Here is a 21,854-nt window from a genome sequence, read left to right on the forward strand (position 1 = left end):
TCAACGATTTAAAGCACTTCTTGTTTTCAAGAAGTGCTTTTTTTGTTTTTTGGTAATGATTTTGGTAATGACATAGTTCTGGATAGGTAACAATATCGTCATTGGTATAGCTGATAACCGTAAAAGAAACTTAGTTTATAAATTATGGAAATAAACGATACTACAGGATTATTTTTAGTTATTGTAGCATCTCTTTTGCTATAATCTATAAGAAGAAAAGCTTTTGAGGTGATGTATAATGAACGAAAAAAATATTCAAGTAACAGTAAGCGATCAGTTAAAAGCGGAAGCAGAAGAAATTTTAGCCAAGCAAGGACTCACACCAGAAGAAGTTATCAAGATGTTATATAGAAAAATAGTAGTTAGGGGAACTTTGCCAACAGAGTTACTATTAACAGCAGAGGAAGAAGATATTAGATTTTCTAAACTAACAGAGAAAATACCAGTAGAAAGATTAAATACTTACGAAGAAATCGAAGCGTGGTTAAATGAAGAGTAAAAAATTATTAGTAAAAGGAGGTATTTGATGAAGTTGAATGACGTTTTGTATAGACGACAGTATAAAATAGTATTATCTTCTGATATTCCAAGTTTAGATTTGTCTTCTTTAAACAGTCTAGGAATCTGGAGTAATCCGAAAGATAAACATTATGTTTTGACGTTGAAAAATAATGATGACCCTTACAAAGATCCTGCAGTATTTGAAGAGGAGTTTAAAGAAATTACAGGATTAGGTTCGAAAGATTTTAACTTAGAAACAAAGAATGGACCACTTACTTTACAAGGTGCTGTCGATTCTAGTTGGTTTTGAAAACTTATAAATTTTCATTAATATATGAAAAAGATAACCAGTTAAGCTAAGGATATGAACTTTTCATCAATTTAAATTGATAAAATTCCCAAATTTTAATCTTTGAGTTCTCTTTACTGGAGTTTTCCAGTGAGGAGGGCTTTTTTACTATTTATAATACTAATTTGAGGAGATAAAATAAAAAATATTATTTTTAATTAGCGACTCATATATAATTTAAGTAATCAATTTTAGGGAAATTATTGATGACTAGTTAGAAGAAATATATTTAAAAATTGGGGATAGCGGTTGTTGTTAGATTTTTTATAGGTGATTAAAATATTAGGGGAAATTTCAATGTCAAAAGTAAACCAAGAAAATATTATGAATGATGTTTGCAATTTGATTTTAGATATTAATACGCGGCCTGAAGAACGCGAAATTTTGGCGGATTTTAAAAACCAAATGGGAGCTAAAAATGCTTATTTTCCAAAAGAATTATTAAATGTATCGCAGAAATTATAGCAATTAGCTATTAAGAGTTTATCTTAAAGAAGAAAAAATGAGTCCAGCAGTGGGGGAATTTTATCAAAAAATTGCTCATTATGGTCAAATAAACCTAGCTTGGAGCCTAGGAATATTAAAAATATAATAAAATGATTTCAATGAAAACTAAAAAAGAAAGTCTATGAAAAAATTTTTTCGTAGGCTTTCTTTTTGATTACAAACTAAAAGTACCTTAAGCATCTTTTATGAAATAAAAAAAGCCCAAAGTAAGTAACAAGACAAAAGGCAGATAAAGTGCTTGAAAATTTTGCATGACAAACATACAACTTAAGGTTACAAATAATATAAAACTCCCACGCTTTTTTCTTAATTTTACAAGCAAAGGATGATTTCTAAAGACTTTTGAAATTATAAAACCTAGTAATAAAATTAACGCTAAAATTATAAAGCGTATAAAGTTTTCTCCCTAAAAAGTTACGTTATGGAAAACTAAACAAGCTTAACTACATGTAGTTGTTAACATTAAACGTCACGACATATCTGAATTTTTTAATCATTATTAAATTAAAAAAATAGTACGTATCAATTCTTTAAAAAGTACTTAACATGCTAAAAATCAAAAAAGATGACGCCTTAAGACGCCATCTCAATAGTATTATTTAACGATAAAACTTACTTCATAGTCTTTAGTTGCATCGATACGATAAGGAGCTGTGACATCGGTTCCCCAACTATCAATCCCCCCGACACCGCGGACTTTAGCGTAGACGCATAAAACGGTGCGCCGAGCAGGCGGGAGTTCTTCTTGGTGCGTTGCAAATTCGAGTTCTTCGGCTTTATAAGGAAGCGCTGAAAAAGCAAATGGTGCTTGATCTTGCAAGATTTCTAAGCTAAATTCATTTTTTGTTTGATCGGCATTATTTAAAGTTTGCTCACGCACGATTTTTACAGCTTTGCTTTGCATATGCATGCCACATTCTTGCGGAACTAGATAAGGGGTGACTGGCAAGCCTGCGATACGATAAGTGCCAGGGATGCCACCGGCTAAACGATCGGGATAAGTTTCACCGCTCAGTCCTTCGTATTCAAAGTATTTAGCGGGTGTAGGCATGATGAAACGCACTCCGAGTGCAGGTAATTCGGGTAAGCCTGCTTGACCAAAGTAGTGCATGCTGACTTTCATTTCAGCTTGAGCATTAATCGTATAGCTGATAACAACGCTTGTTTGAGGCACTGTATTGATTGCTAATGTAAAAGAGATGGTTATCTCCTCAGCTGTTTCAGCGTTACTGTAGCGATTGTTAGTAGGGGCTGTGGGCAATTGAATTGATTGTCCATCGATTGTGACCGTTGTTTTGCTTAGCTTTTGTTTCAAACTGGCGCCTAACCACATGTTAGACTGAAAATCAAAGCCACAGCCACGGTCATTATCGGTCATAGCACGCCAAAAAACGGGTTTAACTTCCCGATAAAGCCATTCTTTGCCGCCTTTGTTTAAAGATTCGAGGCCGCCTTTCACATAAGAAAAGATATAATGAGTATCTTTGGCCTTAACTCCAAGCGTGTAATCGCCAAAGATAAGGCTAAGTTTATTAGTAGTTGCGGTATTTTCCATAGTAGTACTTGACCTCCTGCATTGCTGGTTTAGCTTGTCCATCGGCAAAGACGATCCCGTTACCAGAAAATTCATAGTCACTTGGCCGATCGTCAAAGTCACCACCGTAACGTAAAACATCTTGTCCGGTGATTTCATCTTTAACGAAGATCGCTTGGTCTTTAAAGTCCCAAATATAGCCACCTTGATACATTTCGTATTTATCGAGTAGTTGCATATAATCATTCATCCCGCCTAAAGAGTTCCCCATGTCATGCATGTATTCGCACAAGATAAACGGTTTTTTAGCCTTAGTCGTCAGATATTCTTCGATAGCTGCAGGATGAGCATACATACAACTCTTGATGTCTGAGATGCAATCTTCAAATTCAGGATTGTTGAAGTTACCTTCATAATGCACTAAGCGTGAAGGATCGACTTGTTTGAAATACTCATTCATCAAGCGTAAGCCTTCTTGGGCATAAGATTCATTGCCTAATGACCAAAAGAGGATACTTGGATGATTTTTAAAGGTTTCAAAGTTGGTTTTAGCACGATCTAACACGGCACCAAACCACTGTGAAATATTTCCCGGAACATTATAAGAAGGCTCGATGCCGACAGGTTTTTGCCAGGTACCGTGCGTTTCAAGGTTAGTTTCTGCCATCAAATGGATGCCGGCTTGGTCGCATAAGAAATACCATGGAATTTGGTTAGGATAATGCGATGTGCGGACACCGTTGATATTAGCTTGCTTGATAGTTTCCAAATCAGCTTGCATATCGGCTAAATCAATCGCGCGGCCTTTGGTGGGATGCCATTCGTGGCGGTTGACACCATTGATGATCAGCCGCTTCCCGTTTAGATACATCACTTTATCTTTTAGACAAATTTCGCGAAAACCAAAGTCATATTCGCTGTATTCGCAAAGTGTCTGGTCTGCGGTGAGCATCTCTAATTGAAGCTTATAAAGATTAGGCTGATAATGATCCCAAAGCAAGATATCGCTAAATTCGCCAAAGTCAAGGGTCGTTTCTTTAGCGAGACCTTGGGTAAGTTGTGTTAAAAGCTGGCCGGCTGGCGTAAGGACGCTAGCTTTTACGACGGCATTTGGTGTGATGTTGTCAAACTTGAGTTGTGCGCTAAGTCGCCCGCTGCGATAATCGGAATTGACAGTTGGTTTTAGCCATAAGTCAGCGAGATGGTTTTGACCAAATGCTAGCAAGCTGACGTTACGAAAAATCCCAAAGAATCTAAAGAAGTCTTGATCTTCAAGGTAAGCGGCCGTACTTCTTTGATAAACCGCCACGGCTAAATGATTGGCCCCATCATAATTAAGATAAGACGTTAAATCAAATTCGCTTGGGGTAAACGAATCTTCGGCATAACCGATGAAGTGACCATTTAACCAGAGATAAAAGGCTTGTTCGACCCCTTCAAAGCGAATAAGCACATTTTTAGTGCGCCAGGATTGTTTTAAGGTAAACTCTTTGCGATAACAGCCGATATGATTATCTAAAGCTTGCGCAAATAAAGTTACTTGGTTTTGGCTGGTAAAAGGAGGCCGTCTGAATTCATGACCTTCCCAAGGATACATCGTGTTGATGTAGTGAAGTTTATTGAAACCAGCCATTTCGATATGCTGGGGAACGGTTATTTGTGTAAAGTCAGTTAATGCAAAATCAGGTTGTTCAAAACCAGTAGGATAAGTGCGGTAATTTTGAGCATAATAAAAATCCCACAGACCGTTTAATGATTGGCTAAGCGATGAGCCCTCAGTTACTTCTTGTTTAGTAGCATACCAGCTATGGTCACTGTGGGCAGGCAGTTGATTGACCCGAAACACTTGCGGATCATCTAGCCATTGTAAGTTAGCTTCCATGTAAGATACCTTCTTTCGATGCGAGAAATCGGCTAAAAGAAAACGGTTTTAGCCATACTTAGTGTATACATTCTTTTGGATGGGTTTGTCAAGTTCTTTTTGTTTAGCATAACAAAAAATCCTCTATAAAAAGAGGCTTTTGTCTTTAGAAACTAAATTCAGGTGCAAAATCACCTTTGTAAGGAACATGTTCTACATAAACGGTTGTTGGTTGGCCATCAAGCCCGGTACCCATTCGTTTATAAGTAAATTTTTGTGGATTAAATTCGGTTAATTCTAAGACTGCACCATATTTGTTTTGACCTAAAGAAACATGGGCACGAATCTTGTTGTTAGCAAGGACTGCAAAGTAGCCGAAGTCGCCTTTAGATTGACCGGTTTGTGGGTTGAAAAATTCATACTTGTTGGTTTTAGCATCAAACTTAGCCAAGCTGATGAATTGTTGGTTTTGTGCGGTCACATCATTGCCATCTTGATCGACAACTTTTTGGCCTTGCCAGAGTGTTTTAGCCAATAAAGCAGCACCGTCAGTCTTTTTTACAATCTTACCGGTTTTAGCGGTTAATTTTTCTTTTGGTGTGCTAAATTTCAGCTTGGTTTTGGTGTAAGGCACGTGTTCGACAAAAACTTCGGTAGGTTGCCCGTTTTGATCTTTGCCCATCCGCTTGTAGGTGAACTTCTTAGCCGAAACTTTGGTCAAATCAACGACGGCTTGATAGTTTTTGGTTTGTGAAATCAAGATGCGTTTCTTACCATCGGCAGTTATAAAGAAGATGCCAGCATCACCGCGCGCTTGTTTGGTCTTCTTGTCGAAAAATTCGTAACGACCGCTGACCTTGTCGTATTTGTCCAGGCCGATAAATTCTTGATTTTCTTTGGTTAAATCGTGGTGTTGCTTGTCATAAACCTTAGTTCCTTGCCAAGCTGTACTTGTTAAAATGTTGGTCTTTTTTTGACCTTGAGTCAGTGTTTTTTTGGCTTGAATTTTATCCGTACCAAATGTCAAAAATAAGCCAACGACACTTAAAAGTGTAATAAATGTTAAAAAATATTTTTTCATTTTTATCCCATCCCTTTATTTTTGATACATTTAGCATAACAGGTTAAAATAAACTTGAACTGGCTAAAAAATGAACAAAAAATGAATAATGAGTTATAGGGGGAGTAAAATGACGATTAAACGGCGGTTTTTGTTGACGTATGTAGGGGCAATTATAATCACGTTAACATCAATTGTGGGAATTTTAGCTTTAAGCTCATATACAACTTTAGGTAAGGTGCCAACATTGACACAAGCCTATAAAATGTTAACGCAACAGCGTGATATAAGTCCTAAAGAAGAAAAAAGTTATGCTGAACTAGTTAAGTTAGCGCAACAAACGCCGACAATTTTAGTAGATCCTCAGGCGGCTAAATTACAAGAAAAATTGGCTGAAATCGAGCAAAAAGGTTTGTTGGTGGCGTTACGCAAGCAGAATCATTTTTCATATTATTCACCGGAATTGGTGGAAAAATCTTTGTATGTCCATGCACCGGCTTATGAATTAAATAATCTGCATCCGACCGGAACTTTAGATAATGCTGGGCGACTGTATCGCTACTTGAAATTTGACTTTCGTTATCCCGACCAAAGTAAGGGGAGCATTTTTATTTTGAAGCGTGAAAGTAATTTGTTTGAGTTTTTTACGCGCTGGGGCATCTGGGTGATTATCACGATTATTGCCTTAGGAATTTGGGCGGCCTGGTGATTAAACCGGCGCTTACAAAAATCAACGATTACGCCGCTAGAACAACTCGGACGGGCCAGCCAAGAGTTTCGGCCCTTGGAATTTGCGCCTAAACAAAAAGTTTCTTATGAAGTCAAACAACTCCAAGAAAGTTTTAATCAATCGTGGTATGAATTACAAGCAGCGGCTAGACAACAAGAACAATCGGAACAAAAGAAAAAAGAATTGCTGGCCAATATCTCGCATGACTTAAAAACGCCGATGACTTCAATCATCGGTTATGTCGAAGGTTTGCTTGATGGAGTGGCCAACACCCCGCAAAAGCAACGACACTATTTAGAAGTCATTCATGCCAAGAGCTTGAGTTTAAATGAGTTATTAGAGGAATTGTTTTTGTATACTAAGCTTGATAGTGGTGAAATGTCGTTAAAATTAAAGAAACTCGATTTGAGTGAACTCGTCAAACAAACGCTGACGCAAGCCGCAAAGGAGCAAGATTTTGAACTACGATTGGTAATCTTAGCTCAACCATTGAATATCTTAGGGGATGCTTTTCAATTGAAGCGCGTCTTGACTAATTTGTTACAAAATAGCTTGAAATTTGCAGATCCTACCAAAGAAAAGTGCTGCATTACGGTGAAATTAAGCCGGGCTGATAAGTTGGCGCGCCTAGATTTTAGTGATAACGGCATAGGAATTGCTAAAGAAGAGTTGGACTATGTTTTTGAAAGATTTTATCGAGTAGATAAGGCACGCAGTATCAAGGGCAGCGGGCTAGGTTTAAGCATTGTCAAACAAATTATTGATAAGCAACAAGGAAAAGTAGAGTTAACCAGCCAATTACATGTTGGAACGACGGTAAGTATTTATTTGCCGTTAGTAAAAAAGGAGGGGACAGATGAACGCTAAAGTATTAATAATTGAAGACGATACAAGCATTGCGCAACTGCAACGTGATTATTTAGAGATTAATGGTTTTACCGTTGAATTGGTAAACGATGGGCAAAGTGGCTTGAATTTGGCTTTAAAACAAGAATTTGATCTGATTATTGTTGATGTCATGTTGCCAGGGCTTGATGGCTTTGAAATCTGTCGGCAAATTCGCCAACAAAAACAAACGCCAATCATGATTGTTTCGGCTAAAAAAGAAGATATCGATAAGGTGCGTGGACTAGGGCTAGGAGCTAATGATTATTTAAGCAAACCATTTAGTCCAAATGAATTAGTGGCGCGTGTCAAAGCGCATATCACGCGTTATCGCAGCGTTACTACAGCTGTTAGTGCCCCCATTTTAGAAAATAAGGAACTTAAAATAGAGCTAGCGGCCCATAAGGTTTTTGTTTTAGAAAAAGAAATCACCTTAACGACTAAGGAATATCAATTGCTGGTCTTTTTGATGCAACATCCTAATCGGGTCTGGCAAAAAGAACAATTATTCGAACAAGTCTGGGGGATGGATTCGTTGGATACAGAAGTGTCGACCGTGGTCGTGCATATCAAACGGATTCGTGCAAAGTTAAGGCAAGCAGGCTTAAATGAAGGGCCAATCGAAACCTTGTGGGGCAGTGGCTATCGTTTTAATAAAGAGGTGTGAAGATGAATTATCAAGATATAAATGCAAAAGTAATCGATAAATGGTGTAATGAAGGCTGGCAATGGGGTCAAGCTATCAGTCACGAACAATATGTAGCCGCTAAAAACGGCCATTGGGAGATGTTATTGACTCCCACCAAACCGGTTCCACACGAATGGTTTGGCGATTTAAAAGATAAAGAAGTCTTTGGTTTGGCAAGCGGTGGCGGTCAACAGATGCCAATTTTTGCCGCTTTAGGTGCTAAGTGTACTGTTTTAGATTATTCAAAACAACAATGTCAAAGTGAACAAGAAGTTGCACAACGTGAAAACTATGAGATTAAGATTTTGCAAGCCGATATGACTAAACCATTGCCATTTGCCGATGAGAGTTTTGATTTAATTTTTCATCCAGTGTCAAACTGTTATGTCAAAGAAGTTAAGCCAATTTTTAAAGAATGCTATCGAATTTTAAAGCCGGGTGGGATCTTTTTAGCCGGCTTGGATAATGGAATTAATTATATTTTTGATGAGCAAGAAGAAAAGATTAAATATAGTTTGCCATTTGATCCGACAAGTAACGAACAAGTCTATCAAGATAGTCTGAAAAACGATTGGGGAATTCAGTTTTCCCATACGCTAGAAGAACAAATTGGCGGTCAGCTCGAAGCCGGCTTTGTCTTGACTAACTTGTACGAAGATACCAACGGTGAAGGAAAATTACACGAACATAATGTACCATCATTTGTGGCAACAAGAGTGGTGAAAAGATGATAAGTTTATTGAAACTCAAATATTTTGTTGATGTAATTGAGACTGGCAGTTTTACTAAAGCAGGTAAGAAAAATCATATTGCTCAAACAAGTGTTACACAGCAAGTCAGAGAAATTGAAAAGTATTTCCAATGTACTTTAATTAATCGGAATGTTTTACCTGTTAGACCTACTAAAATAGGTGAAAGTCTATATCTTGAAGCTAAAAAGTTATTATTACAATATGAATTGCTAGAAAAACAAATGCAAGAAAAGCTGAATCAACAAGGCCCATTGAAAATAGCATATACTTCGGTAATCGATATGCAATTATTAAATAAGCTTCTCACTGGAAAAAATTCAGCAGAGCCATTGATGCTTCAAAAAGTTAAATTGGAGAATGCAGCGCGTGGTTTATTACAACGTGATTATGATTTTGTGATAACTTTTGATTCAGAATTTTACGATGAAGAAAAAATTACAACTTATGAATTAGCGGCTGGTAAATATGTAATAGGTGTATCTATTGATCATCCATTGGCAACAAAAAAAGAAGTTACTTTAAAGGATGTATATAAGTATCCTTTGATTATGCTAAATAAAGAAACTATCGGGAAATCTTATGATATTATGTTAGAACGTTCACAAAAAATTGGTATAAAACCGCAAATTGTTCAAACAGCAGATGATGTGGAAAGTGAAATTTTCATGATTGAGCATCAAAATTTAGTGGGTTTTTTCCCTGAAAATTATCCTTTGAGTAGCGATAAAAAAAGTTTGATATTTGTTCCTGTTGTTGATACACCACATGTTTATAAGATTGTTTTGGCTTATCTAAGAGAAGAGCTTTCAAGTAAACAACAAGCTTTTTTACAGCATATTCATCAGATATAGGTTTTTCCTATACCTAATCAAAAACCGATATTTCTATTTGTGTTAAATTTCACATATAATATAAATATAATTTGAATATCTGGAGGTATGTTGAAATGACTAAAGTAATTTTAACTGGTGTTGATGGTAATTTAGGGAGCCAAGCTGCTAAGGATTTATTAGCGATTGCTCCAAAAGAACAATTGATTTTTGTAGGTTATGCAAAAGAAAGTTTAGAGCCATATGCTAAACAAGGAATAGATGTGCGTCAAGCAAACTTTAATGAGTATGCTGGTTTACCAGAAGCATTTGCTGAGGGCGATGTTTTAGCGTTAATTTCAATGCCTTTCGTAGGAGCTAAACGCCAAGCAGCACATCGCAATGTAATTGATGCAGCTAAGGCGGCTGGAGTTAAAAAGATTATCTATACTTCATTAGTCAATGCTGCTGATCCAACTAATCCAAGTGTTGAAAAAATTGATCATGCCTACACTGAAAAGTATATTGAAGAAAGTGGATTAGATTATATTTTCTTACGGAACTCTCAATATGCAGAAGCGATGATTACTAATTATTTTACTTATGTTAAACTTGGTAGCCCGCTAACTAATAATCAAGGTGCAGGCAAGATGGCGTATATTTCGCGTAAAGATTGTGCTAAAGCTGTAGCTTATGCGTTATTAGCAGATGATGTGCATCAACAAATTTTAAATATTAACGGTGCTAAAACAATGACGATTGCAGAATTTATTGAAATTGGTAATCAACAAACAGGAAATCATGTAACCTATCAAGAAATTAGCGATGAAGAAAATTATGCTGTTTTTGATGCGATGGGGGTTCCAAGAACAACTGATGGTGAGTTTAAAAAAGGTTCAGAGGCACCGTACAGTTCCGAAGGAATGGTAACTTTTGGTCAAGCAATTCGTGAAGGTAAGATGGACACATGGACTGATGATTTTAAAAAGTTAACTGGTAGTGAACCAATCACCGTAGATTATATGTTTGCACATAATGAAGATTTTCAGGTTGGTGAAAGACATTCATTAGATAAATAAGAAAGAAATGATGTGTACCTAGTTTTCTAGACGCGTTAAAATTTAATAAATTATTCCATGGATGTTTCCCTGTGTTTTACAGGAGGCATCCATTTTGTTTTGTCTTGAATCCTTTTGTTTGTAGTAATCGATATATTTTCTCTAACTCTTACAACATTATCTTTATTTATCTTAAAGTAATAAGTAGGTAAGTAGTGCATAAAAATTCCCCCTCCTTAATGGAGTGTCCAGTAAAGAGGGAAAATATTAAAAGACTTGAGAGTTTTTTATATGCAAATTTATTTTGTATTAATGATTTTTTGAAGTAAATGGTATACTTATATTATCTAAAATCTACATAGAGGATATGCAAAAATGACAATTGAAAAAAAGTTGATGCAAGGGTTTAAAAATTCACAAATTGATAGAAGTCAGTATCAAGGTAATTTAGCTTACGAATCTCAATTTATCTCAAACGATCCCACAAAGGGGACAAAGGTATTAAGTGTAATTGAAAGTGGTTTAAAGAATTGTAAAGAATTTTATATAAGTGTAGCATTCATAACAATGAGCGGGTTAGCTCCGTTACTTCAGGTTTTAAAGGAGCTAGAAAGAAGAGAAATACCCGGTAAAATTTTAACGACTGATTATTTAAATTTTAGTGAACCACGAGCATTAAAAAAACTTAGTGAATTAAAAAATCTTGAAGTTCGTCTGTATGAAACGAGTGGACAAAAAGAAGGTTTCCATACTAAAGGATATATTTTTAAAAAAGAAGAATTGTATCAAATTATTATTGGCAGTTCAAATATGACACAACAGGCCTTAACCATTAATAAAGAATGGAATACTAAGATTGTTTCTTTAAAACAAGGTGGTATTGCTCAAGATGTATTAGGCGAATTTAATGATTTATGGAATTCTTCAAAAACAAAGTACTTAACTCAAGAGGTTCTGGAACAATACAAATTACGTTATCAAGTTATTCAAGAACAAAAGAAAAGCATTGCTAGTTCGAGAATTCCTGATCTAATGGCTTATCGCTTAGAACCAAATTCGATGCAGATTCATTTTATCAAAAATTTAGAGCAACTAATAATGAATGCTCAAGATAAAGCATTGTTAATTTCGGCAACAGGAACTGGGAAAACATATGCATCGGCATTTGCGATGAGACATTTAAACTTTAAAAGAGTTCTGTTTTTAGTTCATAGAAATCAGTTAGCTAAACAAGCTAAAGTATCATATAGTAAAGTTTTTGCAGATAAAGTTACGTATGGTTTAGTTGATGGTAATCATAAGGAATTTGATAAAGACTATATTTTTGCGACTGTACAAACTTTAGGACAAAATTTGCAACGTTTTTCACCCACACATTTTGATGCGATTATTTACGATGAAGCACATCATGCATCAGCTACAATGCATCGTAAGATAATGGATTATTTTAAGCCTAAGCTTAGTTTAGGGATGACAGCAACTCCGGATAAGCGTGATATGCGCAAGGAAAATGATATTTATGAATTATTTGATCATAATATTGTTTATGAAATTAGGTTGCAAGAAGCGATGAAAGAAGATTTGTTGTGTCCATTTCATTATTTTGGAATTGCAGATGAACCACATGTTGCAGATTTAGGCATGGAAGATAAAGAAGTTCCATTTAGATATCTAACTTCGGATGAACGTGTTAAACATGTTATGCAGCAGGCAAACTATTATGGATATAGTGGTGAACGAGTAAAGGGGTTAATTTTTTGTAGCACGATTGCTGAAGCAAACGAATTGTCTGTAAAATTTAATCAAGCAGGTTGGAGGACTGCTGTTTTAACTGGGCAAGATTCTGATGTAATTAGAATGCAAACGATTGAGAGATTAGTGAAAAAACAAGGGCCGGATACCTTAGATTATATTTTATCGGTGGATGTTTTTTCTGAAGGAGTAGATATTGTCGAAATCAATCAAGTGATAATGTTACGCCCTACAGAGTCCCCAATTGTTTTTACGCAACAATTAGGACGTGGTTTGCGCAAAGATGATGATAAGGAATTTTTAGTTGTATTAGACTTTATTGGTAACTATAAAAATAATTTTATGATACCGATTGCTTTATCTGGGGATCGTAGTTATAACAAGGATAATATTCGAAGATATTTATTGGAAGGGACACGAGTTGTTCCAGGTTGTTCGACAATTCATTTCGATGAAATTTCTAAGAAACGGATTTTTACAGCAATTGACAATGCTAATTTTAGCGACTTGAAGTTACTCAAACAAAACTATTTCAATTTAAAGGATAAGCTAGGTAGAATTCCACATTTACAAGAATTTGATGAATTTGGGGAAATGGATGTTTTGCGTATTTTTGATAATAATTCCTTAGGTTCTTATTATATGTTTTTAAAGAAATACGAGCCTGATTTTAAAGTAATTTTACCAGATGACGCAGAGGAAATGTTAAGATATGTTTCTAAGAAATTTGCTAGTGGTAAAAGAGTTCATGAACTTGAGTTGTTAAGAATTATGCTGGTAGAAGAGCATAATTTATTGGCTAAATTAACGTTGGCATTAAAAGAACAATATCAATGTGAGATGGATGCTAATTGTCGGGTCAACATTATTAATCAGATGACTAATAATTTTTTAACAGGTACGGGAAAAAACACCTATACGCAGTCTATTTTTATCGAACCAGATGATAAAGATCCGCATGATTATCAGATAGCAAAACAATTTAAGCACTTATTAGAGGATCAAGTTTTCTATAATTTGATGAAGGAACTGATTGATTTTGGTATTGCGCGTTATGAACAAAATTATAGTGAAAGGTATCAAGATACCAATTTTGTTTTATATCAAAAATACACATATGAAGATGTTTGTCGCTTGTTAAATTGGGAATTCAATGAAGTGTCTGTCAATATTGGTGGTTATAAATTCAATGAAAAGACGAAAACATTCCCTGTTTTTATTAACTATGATAAGGAAGAGGATTTAACGGATACAACTAAATACGAAGATCGATTTTTGAGTGCAAATCATTTAATCGCTATTTCAAAAAGTGGCCGGACATTGGCATCAAACGATGTGCAGAAATTTTTGAACTCACAAGAAGAAGGAATAAGCGTGCAACTTTTTGTTCGTAAAAATAAGGATGATAAAATTTCAAAAGAGTTTTATTATTTAGGGAAGATGACCCCTACGCAATTTGTAAAAGAATTTACGATGCCTAATACGACAAAAACAGCGGTGGAAATCGGATGGCATTTAGAAAATGAAATTCGTGAAGATTTATATGAATATATTACAAGCAAATAGGAGCTAAAAATATGAAAACAATCAATGTAGTTGCAGCAATTTTAATTCATGAGAAAAAAGTTTTTGCAACGCAAAGAAACTATGGTGAATTTAAAGGTGGCTGGGAATTTCCAGGCGGGAAAATTGAACCAGGTGAAGCCCCACAAGCTGCTTTACGTCGTGAAATGAAAGAAGAATTAGCACTAGAGATAAGCGTAGGTGAATTGATAGATACTATTGAATATGATTATCCTAATTTTCATCTTTCTATGCAGTGTTATCTTTGTAAAATTCAAGCAGGTAAGGCAATATTATCTGTACACGATGAAATTAAATGGTTAGATGAAGAGAATTTATATAGTGTTGATTGGTTACCTGCGGACGTAGGTTTACTGCCTAAGATAAAAAATTATCTTGATTAAGAACAAAACCCAAGCTTACATTTGTTGGCTTGGGCTTTTTTATAGATAAAAGACTAAAAAAATTTAATAAAATATTATAGTAAAGGCTACCAACATTACTTTATTGAACTTTTTATGTGAATTTGATATCAATCTAAAATTGTTTTATATGGGTATAAAAAGAATGTAATTCCGTTTGCTTGTGATAAATATTACAATCTTAATGTAAACAGAAGAAAAGGAGCGAAAGTTATGTATTCAATAAAAATGTTTGGTGTCAGAGAAGAAGAAATTACCATTGCACAAAACTGGGCTGCAGAAAATAATATTAAGCTTAGTATGACAAAAGAAATTTTGACGATGGATAATTTAGCAGAAGTTAATGGCTTTGATGGGATTTCCTTGAGTCAAGTAGGACGTTTACCAGATGAAATCTATCCAAAATTAGCACAGATGGGAATCAAGCAGCTCGCTCAACGTAGTGCTGGAGTAGATATGTATAACCTTGAATTGGCTAAAGAAAATGGCATCATTATTACTAATGTGCCAAGCTATTCACCAGAATCGATTGCTGAGTTTACAGTGACGACGGCTTTAGAATTGATTAGACGCACAGAAAAGATTCGCCAACGCGTGGCTAGTCATGATTTTTCATGGGAACCGATTATTCGGGGCCGTGTTTTAGGTAATATGACTGTAGCTGTGATTGGTACTGGACGAATCGGACAGATTACAGCCAAACTTTTTAAAGGTTTTGGTGCTAAGGTAGTCGGCTATGATTTGTATCCAAACAAAGAATTAACAGATATTTTAGAATATCAAGATACTTTAGTAGATGCCGTAAAGCAAGCTGATGTGATTTCTTTACACATGCCAGCCGTTAAAGAAAATTATCATGCTTTTGACTATGCAATGTTTAAAAACTGTAAAAAAGATGCGCTTTTATTAAATATGGCGCGCGGTTCATTAGTTGATACAAAGGCCTTACTACAAGCCTTAGATGAAGGTTTATTGCAAGGGGCAGGTATTGATACGTATGAATACGAAGCACCTTACATGCCAAAAGATTTCAGCTCAAAAGAAATTACAGATGAACTTTTCTTGGCATTAATTAATCATCCTCAAGTCATTTATACACCACATATTGCTTATTACACCGATGAAGCTGTTAAAAATTTGGTTGAAGGTGGCTTGGATGCAACATTAGAAGTTTTAAACACAGGAGACGCTAAAACCCGCGTTAATTAAGGAGTCGTTATTATATGAATCAGCAAATTAAAGGTAAAGATTTTTTAATGAATATTTTAAACGGTCTGGCAATTGGGACCGTAGTAGTTTTGATTCCAGGAGCTTTATTATCAGAATTATTTAAGGCACTCTTGCCAGCAGCACCATATTTAGGTGTGGCGATTAATGCTTTAACTATGTCAAATTCCATGATGGGATTAGTTGTAGGGATTATGATTGGAATGAACTTTAAGTTTAGTCCAATCCAATCTGCTAGCGTTGGAATTGCAACGATTTTTGCTAGTGGTGCAGTACAATTTAACAATGGTCAGATGATTTTATCCGGAACGGGTGATGTTATTAACATGGGCTTGACAGCTGCAATGGCTGCGTTAATTATCTTATTGTTTGGAAACAAATTAAAGTCTTATACAATTTTAGTTATTCCAGCACTAGTATTAATGGTTGCCGGAACAATCGGGTATATGATTTTGCCTTACGTTAAAATGATTACAACTTTAATCGGGCAAGGTGTAGCACATTTATTAAACTTACAACCAATTTTGATGTGTGTCTTATTAGCCGTTATTTTTTCAATCTTGATTGTCTCACCAATTACAACGGTCGGAATTGCCTTGGCAATTTCTTTGGCTGGAGTTGGCTCAGGTGCAGCTAATATTGGTATTTGTGCAACTGGCTTTGGTTTTGCAATTATGGGGTGGCACGTTAATTCTAAAGGTACTAGCTTAGCGCATTTTATCGGTTCACCAAAGATGTCGATGGCCAATGTTGTTAAAAAACCCCTGATCTTACTACCAATCATTTGTTCAGCAGCATGTTCAGGGGTAATCGCAGCACTTTGGAATATTCAAGGAACACCAATGTCAGCTGGCTTTGGATTTAGTGGATTAGTTGGTCCAATTAATTATATTAATTTAGCTAGTGGTGGCTGGAGTGCATTTAATATTATCAAGGCAATCATTGCTTTTGCGCTAGCTCCAATTTTCTTTAGCTTCGTGTTCAAATATCTTTTCACTAAGGTTAAACCAATTTTAAAAGAAGAAGATTACTATTTAGATATTTAATTTTGTTTAATACACGTAATAAAATCACTCACAGCCGAGGAACAGACGTAATTTTTACGCAAGGCGATACCGATAGGATAAAAGTTATTCTTATCATCAAGCTTAAGCCAAGTTACGTCTGGAACTCGGCTTGATTTTTGCAATTCGCTAGGTAAGATACAAATTGTATTTAGTCGTGTTAAACTGTGAACTAAAACTTCCCAATCGCTGTGTGTAAATAAGATGTTAGGTTGAAAACCCAAGGCAGAAGTTGGATTTTCTAAGAGACGGCCTAACATGTAATCATTTGTCAATGAACTAAATTTTTGTCCTTCGAGTTCTTTAAAAGAAACGGAGGATTTTTTGGCTAAAGGGTTAGAATTAGGGACAACAACACTGACAGAATAACCATTGACGGTTGTTTGCAGAGGCTCAATTTCAATATCTTTTTCAATTAATGGAAAAGATAACAACCCAATATCGATAACTTCACTTTGTAAAAGTTTTTGTAAGCGATGAGAACCTTCTTGAATTAAGCGTAATTCGACATTTGGATGTGTTGCAATAAATGTTGAAATTTCTTGCATAAATTGGATCGCAAATAAAACTGTTAAACCAACCTTAATAGTTTCGTGTTGTTTTTTAGTATGACTCTTAATTTCATCTAGCATTTGGTCAAATTGCTCGACTATTTCTGTTCCGCGCTCATATAACAGTAAACCAGTGGTTGTTAAGTTGAAAGTTTCATTTGTTTTTTGAATCAATGGTGTTTCGAGTTCTTCTTCTAGCTGTTTGATTGTATATGATAAAGCTGGTTGTGTGATAAATAAGTTTCGAGCCGCCGCCGAGAGATTTTTAGTGTTGGCAACTTCGATAAAATAACGTAATTGACGGATATCCAAGCTAAAACGCTCCTTTAAATTTTTTTAATAATGTATCTGTCTAAAAAGTTTCGTTTTTATCTTAACATATTTATCCATGAACTTCTAAAAATATTCTGAATACCATAAAACTTCTTGATTTTCAGTAATTGTGCTTTGTGATATAGTAGATAAGAAAAGTAACGGGAGGAAAAGTCAATGTCAGAATTAAGATATCGCAGTGTCTTTGACATTATTGGACCAATCATGATCGGTCCAAGTAGCTCACATACTGCCGGAGCGGCACGTATCGGTAAGGTTGTAGGGAGTATTTTTGGTGAAAAACCAGATAAAGTAGATATTTATTTGTATGAATCGTTTGCTAAAACTTACCGTGGTCACGGAACAGATATTGCTTTGGTTGGCGGTTTACTTGGAATGGAGCCAGACGACAATCGTTTGCAAGATTCTTTAAAAATTGCACATCAACAAGGAATCGAAGTCTTCTTTATTCCTAAAAAAGAAAAGGCGCAACATCCCAACTCGGTGCGCTTTGTGCTGACAAAAGGCGACAGAAAAATGTCAGTTACCGGAATTTCGATTGGTGGAGGTAATATTCAAATTTCGGAATTAAATGGTTTTAAGATTTCTTTGACAATGGGTACACCAACCATTGTAATTGTGCAACAAGATGTGCCAGGTATTATCGCTAATGTGTCACAGATTTTGTTTGAAACTAATACTAATATTGGTACGATGACCGTTACCCGTGAATCCAAAGGTGAAAAAGCAATTACGATTATTGAAGTAGATTCACCGCAAGTAGAACAAACACTCAAACGTTTGCGTAAGCTTGCTAATATTTATAGTGTCAATTACTTTGATTAGGAGGAAATTAAGATGTTTTATACGATTGCAGATTTACTTGCACAAGCTAAAGATTATCCTTCGATCGCTGAAATGATGATTGCCGTTGAAATGGAAAATACGGGGCGGAGTCGCACAAAAATTTTAGAATTGATGGAAAAAAATCTTGCTACTATGGAACAATCAGTGGCTAAAGGTGTAGCGGGAGTAACTTCAATTACGAAGTTAACCGGTCAAGATGCGCCTAAATTAGATCGTTATTTAAAAGAAGAAAAGCCCTTATGTGGAGAAACTTTGTTAAAGGCAGTTAGAAATGCAATTGCTGTTAATGAAGTTAATGCTCAAATGGGGCTGATTTGTGCAACACCTACTGCAGGTAGTGCTGGAGTAGCTTCTGGGGTTTTGATGGCAGTACGTGAAACGTTAAACTTAGATCGCAAACAACAATTAGACTTCTTGTTTACTGCTGGTGCATTCGGCTTGGTAATTGCTAATCAAGCTTCAATTAGTGGAGCAGAAGGTGGTTGTCAAGCCGAAATAGGTTCAGCTAGTGCGATGGCTAGTGCAGCACTTGTTTGTGCTAAAGGTGGAACTAATGAGCAAGCAGCTCAAGCAGTTGCAATAACCCTAAAAAATATGATGGGGTTAATTTGTGATCCGGTTGCAGGTTTAGTGGAGGTTCCATGTGTTAAACGTAATGCTTTAGGGGCTTCACAGGCAATTGTTTCAGCTGAAATGGCTCTAGCAGGTATTACTAGTGTAATTCCACCAGATGAAGTGGTCTTAGCGATGCATCGTGTGGGGATGCAGATGCCATCAATCTTTAAGGAAACCGCAGAAGGTGGATTGGCTACGACACCAACAGGTTTGCGCTTAGCCAAAGAAATATTTGGTGAAGAAAATCAAAAATAAGAAGGTTTTAAAATGCAAAAGACATATACTGTTGAAGGTATGAAATGTGATGGTTGTAAGGAAAACGTCATTAAGCTATTGAGTCAAGTGGCAGGCGTTGATGAAGTTCAAGTGGATTTAAAGACCAAAAAGGTAACTGTTAGTGGAACAGCAACTAAAAAAGAGCTAAGTCAAGCCCTAGAAGGTAGTAATTATCATTTTAAACGTGGTTTGTTTGGCTAAAATTAATTAACAAAAAAGCAGTAACTCATCTTTCAAAATGAGTTACTGCTTTTTATTATTTCAAAATATCTTTTGGATTTAAAATCATTTTTTGATCGACTACAGGAATACGACGTTTCTTTAAGAACAATGGAACCTTTTCAACTTTAACATCACTAAACTCTAATCCAAACCACTGAACTGGAGTGGTAGTGTGATTTTGTAAGAAAATACGTGCCGAGATTAAAGCACGTTTCCAAGCTGGAAGCAATGTGTTTGGTGAAAGCAATTCGCGAATAACCACGAAACAAAAATCACCGATATTACGTTTGCCCATCGTCGTATATTTTTGTGGTTGTTCATCGATAATATCTTGATCCATCAACTCTTGCACGATTTGACGCAAGTATAAGTTGATACTGTGATCAGTTTTAAAACCAAGGAACAATTGTAAGTTAACAATGTTACGTGTTCCCATCATGTTGACAGTATAGTAATTCGTATAAGGTTCATTAGTAGTATTGACTGTTACAAACCAATAAACATTTGCACGCTTAGGTTTCTTATCTAAGATTGAATATAAGATTTCACGTTTAATCGAGTAATCTTTTTTAACTTTAGCTAGCATGACTAAATTACTCATATACAACGGAACAGATTCATCTTTTGATAGTTCTTGTAATTGATCTTTGTAATCAAGCAAGGATACTGTTTCAGATTCATCCAATAAATCATCACGAATTCTATTACCGTAATACCAGATAACCATAACAGCGACGATTGCTAAAGTTAAGATAACAGTCACAAATCCACCGTGTAGGAATTTGACTAAACTTGTGATTAAAAAGATTGTTTCGATGCATCCAAAGAAAATAACTGTCAGTAATGCTACCGCTTTTGGTACTAAATCAGACAAGTATTCATAAAGCAACATAGTAGTCATTAACATTGTTAACGTAATTGCAAGCCCATATGCAGCTTCCATATGATGAGAGTTTTGGAAGTAAAGAACAATCATGATGGTTAATACACAAAGTAACCAGTTGACTTTAGAAATATAAACTTGACCTTTTAAGATATTTGGATGTTCAATACGCATTCTTGGTAAAATCTTAAGCCCAATTGCTTCTTCAACCAAGGTAAATGAACCGCTAATTAACGCTTGTGAAGCGATGATAGCTGCTAAAGTTGCTAAAACAACCCCAAATAAATAAAAGCTGTTTGGTAACATATTGAAGAAAGGATTGAAGTTTGTTGATAATTCGTGACCTTCATACATCTTTTTAATCAGCCAAGCACCTTGTCCAAAGTAATTAAGAATTAGGGAAGTAAATACGATTGGCCAAGTTAAATAAATGTTATTTCGTCCAACATGTCCCATATCAGAATACAAAGCTTCAGCCCCAGTAGTAGCAAGGAAAATACTACCTAAAATAAAGATTCCGACTTTATTATGTGGATCAAACAAGACTTCGATTGCATAAACTGGTGAAATTGCTCGTAAAACAGTCCAATCATGGCTCATGTTATAAAGTCCAAAAAGACCAATAAAGCCAAACCATAAAATCATGACAAAGCCAAACATTTTACCGATTGAACTTGTACCAAATCTTTGTACTAAAAATAACACTAATAAGATGGTAACAGTACAAATGATAACGGCGCGTTGATTTGGAATAGGAATACTATTTCCAAATTTAAGTCCTTTTAATCCTTCGATAGCTGTCGTTACTGTAACAGCAGGTGTCAAAGTTCCATCAGCTAATAAGGCAGCCCCTCCGACTAAAGCGGGAATAATTAACCATTTTTTCTTTTTACGTACTAATGCATATAACGCAAAAATACCACCTTCACCGTGGTTTTCAGCACGTAAAGCAATTAAAACGTATTTTATTGTGGTAATAATAATTAATGTCCAAAAAATTAAAGATAAACAGCCTAAAACATAATTTTCAGTGAGCTTATGGACGCCACCAGCGTCTCCAATCAAGGCGTTCATGGTGTAAAGCGGTGAAGTACCTATATCTCCATAAACAATCCCCAAGGTGATGATCATCTCTAAGAGATAATTCTTCTTTTGAGGTTTCAACTATATGTTCACTCCTTTTATTAGTAGCGTATTAATAAATTATATAGTAGACTTAATCGATGATTTTTTCAAGCATAGAATACTATTTAGTGAAAAATTTAGCATATTTTTTAGTAAGAATGAGTATTAAAGAAAACCTAGCAAGAAAATTTTACTAAGAAAAAAGAAAGAAATTTTAGTAAAGTATACAATATTTCCCAGG

21 protein-coding genes are annotated in these 21,854 nt (G+C 35.4%); 16 read left to right on the top strand and 5 right to left on the bottom strand.

The features are described 5' to 3' along the window. The first annotated feature begins 238 nt into the window (after positions 1–238). The 3 genes from QM017_RS01730 (at position 239) to QM017_RS01740 (ending at position 1,315) form a co-directional block, all read left to right on the top strand. Complete coding sequence (locus QM017_RS01730) at positions 239–499, top strand: type II toxin-antitoxin system RelB/DinJ family antitoxin (protein WP_178198301.1); 261 nt, start codon at positions 239–241, stop codon at positions 497–499. Positions 500–526: 27 nt separating this feature from the next. Then, a complete protein-coding gene (locus QM017_RS01735) occupies positions 527–811 on the top strand; it encodes a hypothetical protein (protein ID WP_282708664.1) in 285 nt (94 codons plus the stop codon). 336 nt (positions 812–1,147) lie between these two features. Continuing rightward, entirely contained in the window at positions 1,148–1,315 is a 168-nt protein-coding gene (locus QM017_RS01740) for a bacteriocin immunity protein (RefSeq protein WP_282708665.1), read from the top strand. Positions 1,316–1,952: 637 nt separating this feature from the next. On the opposite strand, the gene QM017_RS01745 is transcribed toward QM017_RS01740, so the two are convergent. The 3 genes from QM017_RS01745 to QM017_RS01755 all read right to left on the bottom strand — a co-directional run bounded on the left by QM017_RS01745 (position 1,953) and on the right by QM017_RS01755 (position 5,833). After that, positions 1,953–2,912 (bottom strand): beta-galactosidase small subunit, encoded by a 960-nt coding sequence (locus QM017_RS01745; RefSeq protein WP_282708666.1) that lies wholly within the window; start codon positions 2,910–2,912, stop codon positions 1,953–1,955. After that, positions 2,890–4,773: a glycoside hydrolase family 2 TIM barrel-domain containing protein gene (locus QM017_RS01750; RefSeq protein ID WP_282708667.1), complete on the bottom strand. Its 1,884-nt coding sequence runs from the start codon at positions 4,771–4,773 to the stop codon at positions 2,890–2,892. Before QM017_RS01750 ends, QM017_RS01745 begins: the two co-directional genes overlap by 23 nt. A 145-nt stretch (positions 4,774–4,918) precedes the next feature. Continuing rightward, positions 4,919–5,833 carry a DUF4822 domain-containing protein gene (locus QM017_RS01755; RefSeq protein WP_349238455.1) on the bottom strand — a complete coding sequence of 305 codons (915 nt, stop codon included), beginning with the start codon at positions 5,831–5,833 and terminating at the stop codon, positions 4,919–4,921. Between the two features lie 109 nt (positions 5,834–5,942). On the opposite strand from QM017_RS01755, the gene QM017_RS01760 reads away from it, so the two are divergent. The 10 genes from QM017_RS01760 to QM017_RS01805 all read left to right on the top strand — a co-directional run bounded on the left by QM017_RS01760 (position 5,943) and on the right by QM017_RS01805 (position 16,744). Continuing rightward, complete coding sequence (locus QM017_RS01760; protein WP_282708668.1) at positions 5,943–6,521, top strand: hypothetical protein; 579 nt, start codon at positions 5,943–5,945, stop codon at positions 6,519–6,521. 75 nt (positions 6,522–6,596) lie between these two features. Further along, positions 6,597–7,409, top strand: coding sequence for a HAMP domain-containing sensor histidine kinase (locus tag QM017_RS01765; protein WP_282708669.1), 813 nt, complete (start codon positions 6,597–6,599; stop codon positions 7,407–7,409). Next, on the top strand, positions 7,399–8,094 hold the full coding sequence (locus QM017_RS01770; protein ID WP_282708670.1) for a response regulator transcription factor: 696 nt from the start codon (positions 7,399–7,401) through the stop codon (positions 8,092–8,094). Before QM017_RS01765 ends, QM017_RS01770 begins: the two co-directional genes overlap by 11 nt. Positions 8,095–8,096: 2 nt before the next feature. Further along, positions 8,097–8,846 carry a class I SAM-dependent methyltransferase gene (locus QM017_RS01775; protein WP_282708671.1) on the top strand — a complete coding sequence of 250 codons (750 nt, stop codon included), beginning with the start codon at positions 8,097–8,099 and terminating at the stop codon, positions 8,844–8,846. After that, positions 8,843–9,718: a LysR family transcriptional regulator gene (locus QM017_RS01780; protein ID WP_178198289.1), complete on the top strand. Its 876-nt coding sequence runs from the start codon at positions 8,843–8,845 to the stop codon at positions 9,716–9,718. The genes QM017_RS01775 and QM017_RS01780 overlap by 4 nt, the downstream gene beginning before the upstream one ends. Before the next feature lie 95 nt (positions 9,719–9,813). Next, positions 9,814–10,755: an NAD(P)H-binding protein gene (locus QM017_RS01785; RefSeq protein WP_282708672.1), complete on the top strand. Its 942-nt coding sequence runs from the start codon at positions 9,814–9,816 to the stop codon at positions 10,753–10,755. A 354-nt stretch (positions 10,756–11,109) separates the two neighbouring features. Continuing rightward, positions 11,110–14,052, top strand: coding sequence for a DEAD/DEAH box helicase (locus QM017_RS01790; RefSeq protein WP_282708673.1), 2,943 nt, complete (start codon positions 11,110–11,112; stop codon positions 14,050–14,052). Between the two features lie 11 nt (positions 14,053–14,063). Then, positions 14,064–14,453 carry a (deoxy)nucleoside triphosphate pyrophosphohydrolase gene (locus tag QM017_RS01795; protein ID WP_282708674.1) on the top strand — a complete coding sequence of 130 codons (390 nt, stop codon included), beginning with the start codon at positions 14,064–14,066 and terminating at the stop codon, positions 14,451–14,453. A gap of 231 nt (positions 14,454–14,684) precedes the next feature. Further along, complete coding sequence (locus QM017_RS01800; protein WP_282708675.1) at positions 14,685–15,680, top strand: D-2-hydroxyacid dehydrogenase; 996 nt, start codon at positions 14,685–14,687, stop codon at positions 15,678–15,680. Positions 15,681–15,694: 14 nt separating this feature from the next. Further along, positions 15,695–16,744 (top strand): PTS sugar transporter subunit IIC, encoded by a 1,050-nt coding sequence (locus tag QM017_RS01805; protein ID WP_178198284.1) that lies wholly within the window; start codon positions 15,695–15,697, stop codon positions 16,742–16,744. On the opposite strand, the gene QM017_RS01810 is transcribed toward QM017_RS01805, so the two are convergent. Beyond that, on the bottom strand, positions 16,741–17,625 hold the full coding sequence (locus tag QM017_RS01810; RefSeq protein WP_282708677.1) for a LysR family transcriptional regulator: 885 nt from the start codon (positions 17,623–17,625) through the stop codon (positions 16,741–16,743). The genes QM017_RS01805 and QM017_RS01810 overlap by 4 nt on opposite strands. Positions 17,626–17,802: 177 nt before the next feature. Here QM017_RS01810 and sdaAB point away from each other — a divergent pair, with 177 nt between their 5' ends. The 3 genes from sdaAB to QM017_RS01825 are packed head-to-tail and all read left to right on the top strand — an operon-like array spanning position 17,803 to position 19,584. After that, positions 17,803–18,471: an L-serine ammonia-lyase, iron-sulfur-dependent subunit beta gene (sdaAB, locus tag QM017_RS01815; RefSeq protein WP_282708679.1), complete on the top strand. Its 669-nt coding sequence runs from the start codon at positions 17,803–17,805 to the stop codon at positions 18,469–18,471. A gap of 12 nt (positions 18,472–18,483) precedes the next feature. Then, positions 18,484–19,362 carry an L-serine ammonia-lyase, iron-sulfur-dependent, subunit alpha gene (sdaAA, locus tag QM017_RS01820; RefSeq protein ID WP_178198281.1) on the top strand — a complete coding sequence of 293 codons (879 nt, stop codon included), beginning with the start codon at positions 18,484–18,486 and terminating at the stop codon, positions 19,360–19,362. Between the two features lie 12 nt (positions 19,363–19,374). Next, the gene (locus tag QM017_RS01825; RefSeq protein WP_178198280.1) at positions 19,375–19,584 is read left to right on the top strand and encodes a heavy-metal-associated domain-containing protein; all 210 of its coding nucleotides are present in this window, start codon (positions 19,375–19,377) and stop codon (positions 19,582–19,584) included. 55 nt (positions 19,585–19,639) lie between these two features. Here QM017_RS01825 and QM017_RS01830 read toward each other — a convergent pair whose 3' ends face one another. Further along, a complete protein-coding gene (locus QM017_RS01830) occupies positions 19,640–21,619 on the bottom strand; it encodes a KUP/HAK/KT family potassium transporter (protein ID WP_282709544.1) in 1,980 nt (659 codons plus the stop codon). Between the last annotated feature and the right edge of the window lie 235 nt (positions 21,620–21,854).

The organism is Ligilactobacillus sp. Marseille-Q7487 (assembly GCF_949152225.1).
In the GTDB taxonomy this organism is placed as follows: Bacteria; Bacillota; Bacilli; order Lactobacillales; family Lactobacillaceae; genus Ligilactobacillus.